The organism is Streptomyces sp. NPDC005574, from assembly GCF_040605435.1.
Taxonomy (GTDB): domain Bacteria; phylum Actinomycetota; class Actinomycetes; order Streptomycetales; family Streptomycetaceae; genus Streptomyces.
The window spans coordinates 13928-28327 of record NZ_JBEXCW010000010.1; the positions used below are offsets into that span (position 1 = coordinate 13928).

Consider the following 14400-nt stretch of genomic DNA (forward strand, 5'->3'; position numbering starts at 1 on the left):
CGACCCCGGCCCGAAAGGGACGCGGGGAACCGCGCGACAAGCCAGGCCGCAAAGGGACGCGGGGAACTGCGCGACAAGCCACGACGGAGCCGCAGACAACACGCAGCGACCCCCGACGCCCTGAAGGGGCGCGGGGAACTGCGCACCCGGCCACGACGGCGCGGCACACGACTCACGGCTTGAAGGGGCGCGGGGAACTGCGCGACCAGCCACGACGGCGCGGCACACGACGACAGGCCCACAGGGGCGCGGGGAACTGCGCAACCCACCACGACAGCCCCGCGGACGCCCGCCCGCCTACCCGCTCCGCCGCACCCCCGGCGACACCGCGACCCGCGCAACGGCCCAGAAGAGCCCGAGCGTGGCCAGCGCCATCACGGCGACCAGCGTCGCGCCGCCCACGACCTTCTCGTAGTTGTGCTGGTAGAGACCGTCGACGATGTAGCGGCCGAGCCCGCCGAGACTGACGTACGCGGCGATGGTGGCCGTCGACACGATCTGGATGGCGGCGGACCGCACCCCGCTCAGGATCAGCGGCAGCGCGACCGGCAGTTCGACCTGGAAGAGGACCTTCGCCTCGTGCATGCCCATGCCGCGGGCCGCGTCCACCGGGGACGGGTCGACGGAGCGCATCGCCTCGTAGGTCGTCACCAGGATCGGCGGGACGGCGAGGACGACCAGCGGGATCATCACCGGCGTCATGCCGAACCCGAGCCAGATGAACATCAGCACCAGCAGACCGAAGCTGGGCAGCGCCCGCCCGGCGGTGGAGATCAGCGCGAGGGTGTTGCCGCCGCGCCCGTAGTGGCCGGTGACCAGGCCGATCGGCAGCCCGATCGCGGTGGCGATGGCCAGGGCCTCCAGGGTGTACTGGACGTGCTCCCACACCCGCGTGGGGATGCCGTCGTAGCCGTGCCAGTGGGCGCTGTCGCTGAAGAAGGCGTGGACGAAGTTGAGTACGTTCACCGGACGGCGTCCTCCAGGGCGGGCACGGCCGGTTCGGGCCGGGCCTGGGCGTCCTTGGCCTTCGGGCGGCGGACGCCGCTCGGCATCCAGGGGGTCAGCACGACACGGACGAGGACCAGCACCGCGTCCGCGAGCATCGCCAGGGCCGCCGTCGTGATGACGGAGTTCCAGGCGAGTTCGGGCCGGTGGTAGATCTGCGCGTCGTTGAGCAGGTTGCCGAGCGCGCCCTGGTTGCCGATCAGCATGCCGACGCTGACGAGGCTGATGCTGGACACGGTCGCCACCCGCAGGCCGGCGACGATCGCGGGCACGGCGATCGGCAACTGCACCTGGACGTACCGGCGTACGGGGCCGAAGCCCATCGCGGTGGCCGCGGCCAGCGTCTCCTGCGGCACCGAGCGGACACCGTCCACGATCGCCGGGACGAGCACCACCAGGCTGTACACGGCCAGCGGGATCATCACGGTGAGCTCGGTCTGGCCGGTGTAGTCGATGAGGACCACGAAGAAGGCGAGCGAGGGGATGGCGTAGAGCACGGTCGTCACCCACAGCACGGGCGGGTACAGCCAGCGGAACCGCACGCACAGCTGGGCGAGCGGCAGCGCCAGCACCAGCCCGGCCAGCACCGGCAGCAGCGCCTCGCGCAGATGCAGGCCGATCAGGCCGAACCAGCTGTGCTGGAGGTCGCTGGGGATGTCGAAGAAGCGGTTCATTTCAGGACCTTGGCCTCGCTGCGGCCCTCGGCGTGGGCGCCGCGGATCGCCTCGGCGATGGTCTGCTGGGAGACGACTCCGGCGACCCGGCCCTCGCCGTCCACGGCGACGGCCCAGCCGGTGGGCGAGAGGACGGCGCAGTCGAGCGCGGCCCGCAGGGAGTCCGTGCCGGCCACGAACGGGCGGCCGTACGGCAGCAGTCGCTCCGGCGCGATCCGTCCGGCGGTCAGGTCGCGCGGCTCGCTCCAGCCGAGCGGCTTGCCGTCGAGGCCGGTGACCAGCAGGTAGGGGGCGTCGGCCGTGCCCCGCGCGGCGATCTGCTCGGCGGTGGAGTCGATCGCGACGACCGGGGTGGTCAGCAGCTCCAGGCCGGCGGAGGGGAAGAAGGACAGCCGCCGGATGCCGCGGTCCGCGCCGAGGAAGTCCTCGACGAAGGCGTCCGCGGGGTTCGACAGCAGCTCCGAGGGCGGCGCGAACTGGGCGAGTTTGCCGCCGGTGCGCATCACGGCGACCATCGTGCCGATCTTGACGGCCTCGTCGATGTCGTGCGTGACGAAGACGATCGTCTTGCCCAACTCTTCCTGGATCCGCAGGAGTTCGTCCTGGAGACCCTTGCGGACGACGGGGTCGACGGCGGAGAACGGCTCGTCCATGAGCAGAACCGGCGGGTCCGCCGCGAGCGCGCGGGCCACGCCGACGCGCTGCTGCTGTCCGCCGGACAGCTGGTAGGGGTAGCGCCTGGCGAGCGCGGAGTCGAGGCCGACCCGCTCCATGAGTTCCGCGGCGCGGGCACGGGCCTTGTCCTTGCCCCAGCCGAGCATGCGGGGCACGGTCGCGATGTTGTCGACGATCGTGCGGTGCTGGAATAGGCCGGCGTTCTGGATGACGTATCCCATGGACCGGCGCAGCGTGTTGACGGGCTGCTGGAGGATGTCCTTGCCGTCGAGGAGGATCGTGCCCTCGCTCGGCTCGACCATCCGGTTGATCATCCGCAGGGTCGTCGTCTTGCCGCAGCCCGACGGCCCCACGAGGACGGTGATCGAACGGTCCGGTATCTCCAGGGAGAGCCGGTCGACCGCCACCGTGCCGTCCGGGTACCGCTTGGTGACTGAATCTATCCGTATCAAAACGCCGAATACCCTTCGGGTCTGGCAGAAGCTGCCCGCTCTTGGCCACGGTCACGCCGTTGCCGGGAGAGTCTAGACCGCTCGTGTTGCGGGGTTTGTTGCGGGAACTTGGCGGGCGGTCGCGCGGGGTCCACGCCGGTCGCGGCTGTGGGCGGCCTGTGAGTCCGCTGATTCTCATCCGGCCCTCAGTGAAGGCTCAGGGACCGCCCAGACGCGGCGCCCATCGTCTGGGCGCAGCCCTCTTCCCGTCCGGAGCACCTGGAGTACGCGTCATGACGACCCTCGCCCCGCCGCCCGCGCCCGCCCGGGACGGCTCCCGGCACCGCGCCGCGTCCTCCGCGGGCGGCGGCCTCGCCGCCCGCTCCCGGCGCCTGTTCACCGGCGCCCCCGAGGACCCGCGCTGGGCCCGCCCCGTCCTGTGGGCGGTGCTCGTCCTGGCCACCGCCCTGTACGCCTGGAACCTGACCTCCATCACCGGCAACTCCTTCTACGACGCCGCCGTGTACAGCGGCACCAGGAGCTGGAAGGCGTTCTTCTACGGCGCCCTGGACTCCGGCAGCTTCATCACGGTCGACAAACCGCCGTTCGCCCTGTGGGTGATGGGCCTGTCGGCACGCGTTCTCGGTTACGGCACCTGGCAGTTGGCGCTGCCGATGGTCGCGCTGGGCACGGGCTCGGTCGCCCTGCTGTACCGCATGGTGAAGCGGGACTTCGGGGCCGTCGCCGGCACGATCGCCGCGCTCGTGCTCACGCTCACCCCGATCACGGTCGCCATCAACCGCGACACGAACCCCGACCCCGTCCTCGTCTTCCTGATGCTGCTGGGCGCGGCGGCGCTGCTGAAGGCCGTGCGCACCGGCCGGCTGACGCCGCTGGTGTGGTCGGCGGTCGCGATCGGCTGCGCGTTCAACACGAAGATGATGCAGGCGTACGTCGTCCTGCCCGCGTTCTTCCTGGTGTACCTGTGGGCCGCCCCCGGCGGCCTGGGGCGGCGGCTTCGCCACCTCGCCGTCGGCACGGTCGCGCTGGTCGTCTCCAGCGCCTGGTGGATGGTGGTCGTCGACCTCGTCCCCGCCTCCTCCCGGCCCTACATCGGCGGCTCGACCGACAACACGGTGTGGGACCTGGTCATCGGCTACAACGGCTTCGGCCGCATCTTCGGCGCGAGTTCGCCGGTGGGCTCGCAGGGCAACGGGGCGAGCTTCGGCGGCTCGTCGGGCCTGTACCGGATGTTCAACGAGATCATGGGCGGCCAGATCTCCTGGCTGATCCCGTTCGCGGTGATCGCCCTGGTCGCCGGCCTGGTGCTGCGCGGCCGGGCGCCGCGCACCGACGGCAGGCGGGCGGCGCTGCTGCTGTGGGGCGGCTGGTTCGTCCTGCACTACCTGACCTTCGCCCTCGCCGAGGGCACCTTCCACCCGTACTACGTCACCGCCATGGCACCCGGCATCGCGGCCCTGGCCGGCGCGGGCGGGGTCATGCTGTACCGGGCCTTCCAGGAGGGTTCGGCGCTCAGGTGGGGGTGGGCGCTGCCTGTCGCGGTCGCGGCGAGCACGGTGTGGGCGGTCGTACTGCTCCAGCGGGTCGCCGGCTCGGGAACGCTGTACACGGTCGCCGAGACCGTGGTCGCCGTGGCCGGTGCGGTCGCCGTACCGGGGCTGCTGGCCGGGCGGTTCACGGGGCGGCGGCGGCTGACGGGCTTCGCCGCGCTGGTGGCGGTCGTCGCCCTGCTGGCCGGGCCCGCCGCGTACGCGGTGTCGGCGGCCACGTCGAGCACCGACGGCACCAACCCGACGGCCGGTCCGAGCACCGGTGGCGGAATGGGCGGTGGCATGGGCGGCGGTGAGCGGCCGAGCGGGGCGGCGGGCGGACCGGGCACCTCCGGCGGCACCGGCACCGGCACCGGGCGGAAGACGGGGACGCCCCCGTCCGGCGGCGGCTCTTCCTCCTCGTCGGACGCGGGGGACGCGACGGGCGGCGGCGGCGGAATGGGTGGTGACTCCCAGGTCTCCTCCGCGATGATCACGTATCTGAAGAAGCACCAGGACGGCGCCACCTGGCTGCTGGCGGTGGCCACCGACCAGACCGCGTCCTCGGTCATCCTGGAGTCCGGTGAGCCGGTCATCTCGATGGGCGGCTGGTCGGGCTCCGACAACGCCATGACCCTCGCGAAGCTCAAGAGCCTGGTGAAGTCCGGCTCGTTGCACTACGTCATGGCCGGCGACGGCGGGCAGGGCACGAACTCCGCGATCTCCACCTGGGTGAAGAAGCACGGCACGGAGGTCAAGTCCTCGGCGTACGAGTCGAGTTCCTCCACCTCGGGGTCCTCCGCCTCGGGGTCCTCGACGAGCAGTGGCGGCCTGTACCGCCTGGACGCCTCCGACGTCGGCTGAGCGGTCCGGCACGGCGGCGGCGGGCCGCCGGAGGCAGGTCTCCGGCGGCCCGCCGCCGCTCTCCGTGCCCGGCACGCCCGCGTCTCAGGCCGCCGTCCGCTCCGCGGCGACGGGCAGGCCCGGGGTGCGCCGCACGCGCCGGCCGGCGTCCACGGCGAACACCTCGCAGCCGTCGAGGCCGGCGGCCCAGGCGACGCCCTCGGCGCCCATCGCGAAGGCCGCCGTCGCGACCGCGTCCGCCTCGGTCAGGGTCGGTGCCACCACCGTCGGGCTGAGCAGCGCGGTCGCCGGGCGCCCGGTGCGGCCGTCGAGGATGTGGTCGCCGCGCTCGTAGCGGGCGGAGGTGGCGACCGCCCCGTCGGTGAGCGCCAGGACCGTGCACAGCCGGTCGGCGTGCTCGGGGTGCCGTACGCCCACCCGCCAGGGCCCGCCGGACGCGACCACGTCACCGCCGGCGTTGAGGCAGAACCTGCGCGCCCCGGCCGCCGTGAGCAGCTCCGCCGCCCGCTGCACCGACCAGCCCTTGACCACCGCGCAGGGGTCGAGGCCGCGCCCGGGCAGGCGCGCGTCGAAGGCGCCGCCGGTCGCGGCCCGGTAGTGCTCGCACAGGCCGAGGACCTCGGCGAGGTCCTCGCCGACGGCGTCGGCCGGCAGCTCGCCCCGGTCCAGCCGGGACACCTCGCTGTCGGCCCTGAACGGGCTGAACCGGGTGTCGGTCTCCCGCAGCCAGGCGAAGACCGCGTCGGCCGCCTCGCCGAACTCGCCCTCGTCGTCGATCCGGAGCGAGACCGGGAAGCCCATCACGTGCTCGACCCGCCGCATGTCAGCCGCTCCTGGCGTCGAGGGCGGCCTGGAGGGACTCGCGGTAGCCGTCGCTGGTGACGGTCGCGCCGGACACCGTGTCGATGTCGGCGCTCTGCGCCCGGAGCGTCTCCTCGACCAACTGCGGCACGGCCGCCGTCGTCTGCGGATGGTCGGGTTGCTGAAGCGTCCGTACGGCGGTGATCCTGTCGCCCTCGAAGGTCACCTCGACCTGCACGGGCCCCTTCTCGGTGTTGACCGTGGACCCCGCGACGACCTTCTTGGACGTGGCCGGGGAACCCGCGGAGGACGACGGCGAGGCGGAGCCGGACGCGGGCGACGAGGCCGCCGCGGAGGGGGCCGGGGTGGCGGCCTGGGTGGTGGAGGTCTGTGTGGACGGCTCGTAGCGCCACAGCGGGACCAGGCCGGCGACGCTCAGGACAAGGACGGGCAGTGCTCGCTTCACGGTGTGTTCCCGTCTCCCTCAGCCGGCCAGGCTGAAGCGTTCGAAGTGGATCTGCGGCTTGGGCACGCCCAGTTCGCGGAGACTGCCCAGCACGGCGTTCATCATCGGGGGCGGCCCGCACAGGAAGACGTCCCGGTCGGTGATGTCCGGTACTAGCCGCCCGAGTTCGGCGGGCGCCAGTTTGTCGGGGCTGACCGGCCCGGTCACCAGATGGAGTTCGGCGCCCTTGGCGTGGGCGAGTTCGCGGAGCTCGTCGTAGAGGACGGCGTCCCGGTCGGTGGCGACGCGGTAGAGGACCACCGCGTGGCCCTCCAGTTCCTCCAGCAGCGCGCGGATGGGGGTGACGCCGACGCCGCCGGCGATGAGCACGGCCTCCGGGCGGGTGCGGTGCAGGGCGGTGAAGGCGCCGTAGGGCCCCTCGGCGAAGACGCGGGTGCCGACCTTCACGTGCCGCAGGGCCGCGGTGCCCTCGCCGGCCGTCTTGGCGGTGAGCCGCAGTGTGCGGCCGTCGGGGGCGGCCGACAGGGAGAACGGGTTGGCCTGCCACCAGCGGTCCCGGGTCAGGAAGCGCCAGAGGAAGAACTGGCCGGCCCGGGCGGGCAGCCGGTCGAGGTCGCGGCCGGTCATGTGGATGGAGACGACGGTGTCGGACTCGGGGACGACGGCCGTGACGCGCAGCTGGTGGCGCCAGTTGCGCCACAGCGGCAGGGCGAGCCGGCCGAGGACCACCGAGCCGAGGGCGACGCCCCACACGGCGTACCAGTAGGTGGTGGCCGCGGAGGAGGAGGTGAAGGTCGTACCGACGGCGACCTGGTGGGTGAAGGCGAGGACCACCGCGGCGTAGGTGTACAGGTGGATGAAGTGCCAGGTCTCGTAGGCGAGACGGCGCCGGGCGTAGCGTCCGGAGACGGCGCCCACAACGAGGATGACGGCCAGCGCGACGACGGCGCGGAGCACGCCCTCGACGGTCTCGGCGAGGTCGACCAGCTGGTTCACCGGGTCCAGGGAGGAGGACTCGGCGTAGCCGAAGGTGATGAACACGGCGTGCGTGAGCAGCGTCCACAGGATGCCGAAGCCGGTCCAGCGGTGCCAGGAGGTCAGCCGGTCCATGCCGATGCGGCGGTCGAGCCAGGGCAGCCGGGCCACCAGCAGCAGCTGGAAGGCCATCAGGAGGGCGCCGTACAGGCCGGCCAGGCGGCCCAGCACGATAAGGGTGTTCGACGCGAATCCGGCCTGGGTGAAGAAGAAGGTCACCACTGCGGCGTTGGCGGCCAGCACGGCGTACAGGCCCGTGCGGGCCACCACCCTGGGCCGTATCGCCGTGGGGGGCGCGGAGGGCGACTGGACGGTCGTCACGGGACGGCAGCTCCTTGATCGGGTCCGGGGTACGAGCTTGGCTCGCCGAAGCTGTCGTTCCGCTGTCATTTATCTTTCAAGTGGTTATCGATGTGGGCGTGCCCGGTCAGCGGGCCTGGTGCCGGGAGGCTTGTGCAGCACTATGAGCGGGTGGACAAAGTACGCCTCCTCGTCGTGGACGACGACCCGCCGATCGCCGACCTCGTCGCCACGGTCGCCCGCTACGAGGGCTGGGAGGCGGCCACCGCGAACTCCGGCGAGGAGGCGCTGCGGCTGGCCGCCGAGTTCCGCCCGGACATCGTGGTGCTGGACCTGATGCTGCCGGACGTGGACGGCTTCGGCGTCCTCGACCGGCTGCGCGCCCTCGGCACGATGGTGCCCGTGGTGTTCCTCACCGCCCGGGACACGGTCGCCGACCGGGTCGCGGGCCTGACCCGCGGCGGCGACGACTACCTGGTCAAGCCGTTCGCGGTGGAGGAGCTCATGGCCCGGCTGCGGACCGTGCTGCGGCGCAGTGCCGGACCCGGCTTCCCGCGCTCCGTGCTGCGGGTCGCGGACCTGACGATGGACGAGGACACCCGCCAGGTGCGGCGCGGCGAGCGGCTGCTCACGCTCACCCCGACCGAGTACGAGGTGCTGCGCTACCTGATGCGCAGGTCCCCCACCGTGCTGACCAAGGCGCAGATCCTCGACCACGTGTGGGAGTACGGCTTCGGGGGCCGCTCCAACGTCGTCGAGCTGGTCGTCAGCCGGCTGCGCCGCAAGCTCGACGAGCCCGCCGAGGGCCGGACACCCCTGATCCACACCGTCCGGGGCTTCGGGTACGTGGTCAGGGAGGCGGCCGGGTGACCGGGCGGCCGGCCCGGCTGTGGCGGAGGTACCGGGGGCTGCGGCTGGGCACCCGGCTGGCCTTCGGCCTCGGCGTGCTGTCCCTCGCGGTGTTCGCCGTGGTCGGCACCGCGCTGACCATGTACATGCGCGACTACCTGGACCACCAGCTCGGGCAGCAGCTGAAGCTCGTCCAGGTCGTGCAGTCCAAGGACGCCGAGGCGCACGGCACCGTCCGACGGCAGCCCTACTACGGCTGGTACACCGCGGTCTACGACGTACGGGGCACCGCGGCCGCCCTCCGCACCCCCGCCGAAGTCCCCGCCGACACGGGCGCGTTCACGGCCCTCGCCGAGACGATGGCGCGCTCGGGCACCGAGCTCACCCGCGTGGCGACGATCGACGGGGAGGGCACCTACCGGCTGCGGGCCTGCGAGGTCGAACCCGGCGTGGTGCTGGTCAGCGCCGCGCCCACCGCGAACATCGACGCGACGGTGCGGCAGCTGATCACCGTGCAGGTCGTCGCGTTCGGTCTCGCGCTGCTGGTGCTCGTCGTACTCGGCCGGCGGATGCTGCGGCGCGGCCTCAAACCGCTCAGCGACATGGCGCACACCGCCCACGGCATCGCCTCCCACGACCTGTCCGAGTCCGCGGCCCGGCTCCCGCTGCGCGCCGACGGTCCCGGCGGCGGCCCGGAGGTGGAGGAGCTGCGCACCGCCTTCAACACCATGCTGGAGCACATCGACGACTCCCTCGCGGTCCGCGCCGCGGCCGAACAGCGGCTGCGCCGCTTCGTCGCCGACGCCTCGCACGAGCTGCGGACGCCGTTGATGTCCGTACGGGGGTACGCCGACCTCTTCCAGTACGCCGCCGCCAACGCCCCCGGGGAACGGGACCGGCACCTGGCCCGGCTGCGTGCCGAGGCCGCGCGGATGGGCGTCCTGCTGGACGACCTGCTGCTGCTCGCCCGCCTGGACGCCGCCGAGGTGGAGACCCCGCTGCGGCCGGAGGAGGCGGACCTGACGGACCTCGTCGAGCAGGCGGCCGACGCGTTCCGCGCGAGCCATCCGGAGCATCCGCTGACGGTCGCGGACGGCCCCGGCGCGCTGCGGCTGCGCCTCGACCCGCAGCGCGTCCGGCAGGTCCTGGACAACCTGCTGACCAACGCCGCCGTGCACACCCCGCCCGGCACGGCGGTGTCCGTGGCCGTCACGGCCGGGCCGGGCGCGGCCCTGGTGCGGGTCGCCGACGCGGGCCCCGGCATCCCGCCCGCCGAACGGGAGCGGGTCTTCGACCGCTTCTACCGCGTCGACAAGGCCCGCAGCCGCGACCGCGGGGGCAGCGGCCTGGGTCTCGCGGTCGCGACCGCCCTGGTCCGCGCGCACGGCGGCACGATAGCGCTGTCCGACGCCCCGGGCAGCACCGTGTTCACGGTGACCCTCCCCCTCACCGGCTGACCCGCCGACCGGGTGCCGGTGGGCGGGCGGGCCAGGTCTTACGGACCGGTGACGTGCCGGGCGCGGCCCGGGGTCCCCGGCCCCGTCCGGCCCTAGCGTGAGCGCATGCGTGTACTGGTCACCGGCGGTGCCGGGTTCATCGGAAGTCACATCGTCAGGGCCCTGGAGGCACACGGGCACGAGCCCGTCGTCTACGACGTCCGGGCCCGCCCCGGGTCCGACGTGCGCGACCCGGGCGCCGTCGGACGTGCCCTGGCCGGCGTGGACGCCGTCTGCCACCAGGCGGCGATGGTCGGCCTGGGCGCCGGCTTCGCCGACGCGGCGGAGTACGTGTCCCGCAACGACCTCGGCACCGCGGTCCTGCTCACCGCCATGGCCGGGACGGGCGTACGGCGGCTGGTGCTGGCCGGATCGATGGTGGTGTACGGCGAGGGGCGGTACACGTGCGGGCGGCACGGGGTGGTGCGGCCCGGGCCGCGGGCCGTGGCCGACCTGGACGCCGGACGCTTCGAGCCGACCTGCCCGCACTGCGGCGCCGACCTGTCCCCCGGGCTCGTGGCCGAGGACGCCCCGGTCGATCCGCGCAACGTGTACGCCACCACCAAGCTCGCCCAGGAGCACCTGGCGGCCGCGTGGGCGCGGGCCACGGGCGGCACGGCGGTGTCGCTGCGCTACCACAACGTGTACGGGCCCGGCATGCCGCGCGACACCCCGTACGCGGGCGTCGCCTCCTTCTTCCGCTCGGCGCTGGCCCGCGGGGAGGCCCCGCAGGTCTACGAGGACGGCGGCCAGCGGCGGGACTTCGTGCACGTCAGGGATGTGGCCGCCGCCAACGTGGCGGCGCTGGAGGCCGGTTCGCCCGACGGCACGCTCACCGCGTACAACACCGGCAGCGGCGAGCCGCACACGGTCGGCGAGATGGCCCGCGCGCTGGCCGCGGCGTACGGCGGCCCCGAGCCCGTCGTCACCGGCGGGTACCGCCTCGGGGACGTCCGGCACATCACGGCGGACTCGGCCCGCCTGCGGGCCGACCTCGGCTGGAAGGCGGGCATCGCGTTCGAGGAGGGAATGCGCGAGTTCGCCCACGCCTCGCTGGCCTCGAACTGACACGGGGGCCAGGGGAGTTGGGCCGGCGGCGCCACACGGGACGGGCGCCGGCGCCGACTGGGCGCGGCCTTCCGGCCGAAGCCGACGGCCCCACGGTCGGCGGGGCGCGACCCGTCCGGCCGAGCCGGCCGCACCGCGGTCGCCGGCCCCGGAACCGCTCACCCGGCGAACGCCGGCCCGCACCCCGACCGGCCGCGCACCGGCCCTCGGCCGGGCATCCGCACGCGGCCGGACAGGCACCCCTGCCCGGCTCCGGCAGGCAACGCCGACCGGCGAGCGCGCGCTCCGGGCCGGCGAGGGCGATCACGCCCCTCCCCCCGCGCGAGCCGGCGGCGCCACCCCCGGCGGTCGCCGACCGCACGCCCGACCCGGCGGCTTCGGGGTGTCCTACTCACGGCTGTGGCGCCCGGGCCGCATGGGCGGTGCGTGTCAACCGGCCGGGGTCGACGGGCTGGAGGACGGCCGCGGCGCCCGGGCCGTCGGGGCGGTGGGTGTCAACCGGCCGGGGTCGACGGGCTGGGGGTCGGGAGGGTCACCTCGAAGCGGCAGCCGCCCAGGACGTTGCGTACGGTGGCGCGGCCCTGGTGGGCCTCGACGATGCCGCGGACGATGGCGAGGCCGAGTCCCGCGCCGGCCGGCGGGGTCCGGGCGTGGGTGCCGCGCCAGCCGGTGTCGAAGACGCGGGGCAGGTCCTCCTCGGGGATGCCGCCGCAGCCGTCCGTCACGGACAGGACCACGCCCTCGGGCGAGCGCTCGGCGGCGATCGCGACCGTGCCGTCGGCCGGGGTGCGGCGGATGGCGTTGACGAGGAGGTTGCCGAGGACGCGGCTCATCTCCCGGCCGTCCACCTCGACCGGCACCGGTTCGACGCGTGCCCCGACCAGCCGTACCCCGTTCTGGCGGGCGAGCGCGTCCGCCCCCGAGAGGGCGTCGCCGACGAGGTCGTAGGACGACATCCGGGACAGGGTGAGGGTGAGGCTGCCCGCGTGGATGCGGGACAGTTCGAAGAGGTCGCCGACCATGCCGTTGAGGCGTTCGACCTCGGTGCGGATCTGCCGCAGGTAGCGGCCGGGGTCGCTGGCGACGCCGTCCTCCAGCGCCTCGGACATCGCGCGCAGCCCGGCCAGCGGCGTGCGCAGGTCGTGCGAGATCCAGGCGACGAGTTCACGCCGTGAGGACTCCAGGGCGCGCTCCCGTTGCCGGGAGGCGGCGAGCTTGGCGCTGGTCGCCTCCAACTCCCGGCTCAGCGCGTCGAGTTCCGCGGTCGCGGGACCCACGGGCGAGGTGAAGTCGCCGCCGTCGCCGAAGGAACGGGCGGCGAGCGCGAGGGCGCGGCTGCGGCCGACGACCCAGCGGCCGAGCAGCAACGCGCTGGCCAGGGAGACCACGGCGGCCATCGCGACGACCGTGGTGACGACCTTCAGGTCGTGCGCGGACAGGAACATGGCGTCCGCGACCACCAGCGTCCCGGCGAGCATGGCGGTGACGGCGACGGCGGCGACCACCGTGAGGTGCGCGATCAGCGAGCGCCGCCGGATCAGCATCAGCACGCACGCCCCCAGCAGGCCGGCCGCGGCGGCGCCGAGGAAGGCGTAGACGGCGATGAGCAGGGTGTCGTTCACCGTCTACGCCTCCTGGTCGCGGCCGGCGTCGAAGCGGTAGCCGACACCCCACACCGTCTGGACCAGGCGCGGGCGCGCCGGGTCGTCCTCGACCTTGCCGCGCAGCCGGCGGACATGGACGGTGACGGTCGACAGGTCGCCGAAGTCCCAGCCCCACACCTCCCGCATGAGGTCCTCCCGGCTGAAGACCCGCCCGGGATGCCGCAGGAAGAAAGCGAGGAGGTCGAACTCGCGGATGGTGAGGGCGAGTTCGGTCTCGCCCTTGACGGCTCGCCGGGCCGCGGGATCCAGCGCCAGCCCGGCGGCGCGCAGCAGCGCCGGCGGTTGCGCCGCGCGGCCCGCCGCCCGCGCCGGCCGGCTGCGGCGCAGCACCGACTCGACGCGCAGGACGAGTTCGCGGGGGCTGAAGGGCTTGGTGACGTAGTCGTCGGCGCCCACCTCGAGGCCGAGGATGCGGTCGTCCTCGTCGCCGCGCGCGGTGAGCATGATGACCGGCACGGGCCCGTGGCCGCGCATGCGCCGGCAGACCTCCAGGCCGTCCATGCCGGGCAGCATCAGGTCCAGCACGACCAGGTCGGGCCAGTGCGCGGCCGCCCGGGCGAGCGCGTCGGGTCCGTCACCGGCCCGGTCCACCACGTATCCGGCCCGGTCGAGGTACCCGGAGACGACCTCGGCCACGGTCGGGTCGTCGTCGACGACGAGGACCCGGGCGCCGCCGGGTGCGTAAGGCTGCTGCTCCATGCCGCCAGCCTCGCACCACGGAACCGCTCACGCCGCCCACGGCGGCCGACGTCCTGGTTTCGTAAGGAGCTGAAGTCCGGTATGCCCGTTTCGCGCTCGTAGGGTGAATGCCGTGACGACCTCTTTCCCCACGGATTCCCCGACGGCCTTCGAGACGGCGTCCGTCGACGTCGTGCTCCCCTGTCTCGACGAGGCCGAGGCCCTGCCCCGGGTGCTGGAGCGCATCCCGCCCGGCTGGCGCGCGCTCGTCGTGGACAACGGCTCCACGGACGGCTCGGCCCGCGTCGCGAGCGACCTCGGCGCGACGGTCGTACGGGAGGAACGGCGCGGCTTCGGCGCCGCCTGCCATGCCGGTCTGACCGCCGCCACGGCCGACATCGTCTGCTTCTGCGACTGCGACGCCTCCCTCGATCCGGCCGACCTGGTGGCGTTCGTCCGCCGGATCCGGGCCGGTGAGGCGGACCTGGTGCTCGGCCGGCGCCGCCCGCAGGGCGCGGGCGCCTGGCCCGCGCACGCCCGGGCCGGCAACCTCGCCCTCTCCCGGCTCCTGCGCCGCCGCACCGGACTGCGCCTGCGCGACCTCGGCCCGCTGCGCGCCGCCCGCCGGGAGCCGCTGCTGTCCCTCGGACTGACCGACCGGCGCAGCGGCTATCCGCTCCAGATGGTGGTGCGCGCCGCCGACGCGGGCTGGCGCATCGCCGAGTACGACGTCCCGTACCGCCCGCGCACCGGTACGTCCAAGGTGACGGGGACCTGGCGCGGCACCTGGCAGGCGGTACGGGACATGAGCCGCGTACTGGCCGAGGAACCCACGCCCGGCAAC

Annotated in this window: 12 protein-coding genes and 1 pseudogene; 5 read left to right on the forward strand and 8 right to left on the reverse strand. The window is 74.0% G+C overall.

The genetic code is table 11. The features are described from left to right. Nucleotides 1–297: 297 nt before the first annotated feature. Genes ABZT03_RS09800 through ABZT03_RS09810 form a run of 3 tightly spaced genes read right to left on the reverse strand, consistent with a single transcriptional unit; the run spans nucleotide 298 to nucleotide 2806 of the window. Nucleotides 298–966, reverse strand: a complete 669-nt coding sequence (locus ABZT03_RS09800; RefSeq protein ID WP_356036012.1) for an ABC transporter permease — start codon at nucleotides 964–966, stop codon at nucleotides 298–300. After that, nucleotides 963–1679, reverse strand: a complete 717-nt coding sequence (locus ABZT03_RS09805) for an ABC transporter permease subunit (protein WP_356036014.1) — start codon at nucleotides 1677–1679, stop codon at nucleotides 963–965. The genes ABZT03_RS09800 and ABZT03_RS09805 overlap by 4 nt, the downstream gene beginning before the upstream one ends. After that, complete coding sequence (locus tag ABZT03_RS09810) at nucleotides 1676–2806, reverse strand: ABC transporter ATP-binding protein (protein WP_356036017.1); 1131 nt, start codon at nucleotides 2804–2806, stop codon at nucleotides 1676–1678. Before ABZT03_RS09810 ends, ABZT03_RS09805 begins: the two co-directional genes overlap by 4 nt. Before the next feature lie 272 nt (nucleotides 2807–3078). Here ABZT03_RS09810 and ABZT03_RS09815 point away from each other — a divergent pair, with 272 nt between their 5' ends. Next, on the forward strand, nucleotides 3079–5199 hold the full coding sequence (locus ABZT03_RS09815; RefSeq protein ID WP_356036020.1) for a glycosyltransferase family 39 protein: 2121 nt from the start codon (nucleotides 3079–3081) through the stop codon (nucleotides 5197–5199). 84 nt (nucleotides 5200–5283) lie between these two features. Here ABZT03_RS09815 and ABZT03_RS09820 read toward each other — a convergent pair whose 3' ends face one another. Genes ABZT03_RS09820 through ABZT03_RS09830 form a run of 3 tightly spaced genes read right to left on the reverse strand, consistent with a single transcriptional unit; the run spans nucleotide 5284 to nucleotide 7822 of the window. Then, nucleotides 5284–6021 (reverse strand): FAD:protein FMN transferase, encoded by a 738-nt coding sequence (locus ABZT03_RS09820; protein WP_356036023.1) that lies wholly within the window; start codon nucleotides 6019–6021, stop codon nucleotides 5284–5286. Nucleotide 6022: 1 nt separating this feature from the next. Next, a complete protein-coding gene (locus ABZT03_RS09825) occupies nucleotides 6023–6466 on the reverse strand; it encodes an FMN-binding protein (protein ID WP_356036026.1) in 444 nt (147 codons plus the stop codon). An 18-nt stretch (nucleotides 6467–6484) separates the two neighbouring features. Continuing rightward, on the reverse strand, nucleotides 6485–7822 hold the full coding sequence (locus tag ABZT03_RS09830) for a ferredoxin reductase family protein (protein ID WP_356036029.1): 1338 nt from the start codon (nucleotides 7820–7822) through the stop codon (nucleotides 6485–6487). Between the two features lie 90 nt (nucleotides 7823–7912). On the opposite strand from ABZT03_RS09830, the gene ABZT03_RS09835 reads away from it, so the two are divergent. From ABZT03_RS09835 to ABZT03_RS09845, 3 genes are all read left to right on the forward strand, one after another. Beyond that, nucleotides 7913–8671 (forward strand): response regulator transcription factor, encoded by a 759-nt coding sequence (locus tag ABZT03_RS09835; protein WP_356036032.1) that lies wholly within the window; start codon nucleotides 7913–7915, stop codon nucleotides 8669–8671. Further along, nucleotides 8668–10107, forward strand: a complete 1440-nt coding sequence (locus ABZT03_RS09840; protein WP_356036035.1) for a HAMP domain-containing sensor histidine kinase — start codon at nucleotides 8668–8670, stop codon at nucleotides 10105–10107. Before ABZT03_RS09835 ends, ABZT03_RS09840 begins: the two co-directional genes overlap by 4 nt. A gap of 105 nt (nucleotides 10108–10212) precedes the next feature. After that, a complete protein-coding gene (locus ABZT03_RS09845; RefSeq protein WP_356036037.1) occupies nucleotides 10213–11214 on the forward strand; it encodes an NAD-dependent epimerase/dehydratase family protein in 1002 nt (333 codons plus the stop codon). A 494-nt stretch (nucleotides 11215–11708) separates the two neighbouring features. Here the strand turns inward: ABZT03_RS09845 and ABZT03_RS09850 are convergent, their stop codons facing one another. Beyond that, a complete protein-coding gene (locus ABZT03_RS09850) occupies nucleotides 11709–12836 on the reverse strand; it encodes a HAMP domain-containing sensor histidine kinase (RefSeq protein ID WP_356036040.1) in 1128 nt (375 codons plus the stop codon). A 3-nt stretch (nucleotides 12837–12839) separates the two neighbouring features. Beyond that, on the reverse strand, nucleotides 12840–13577 hold the full coding sequence (locus ABZT03_RS09855; protein WP_356036043.1) for a response regulator transcription factor: 738 nt from the start codon (nucleotides 13575–13577) through the stop codon (nucleotides 12840–12842). Nucleotides 13578–13689: 112 nt separating this feature from the next. Here ABZT03_RS09855 and ABZT03_RS09860 point away from each other — a divergent pair. Continuing rightward, nucleotides 13690–14376, forward strand: a pseudogene (locus ABZT03_RS09860) (glycosyltransferase family 2 protein); the annotation flags it as partial. Between the last annotated feature and the right edge of the window lie 24 nt (nucleotides 14377–14400).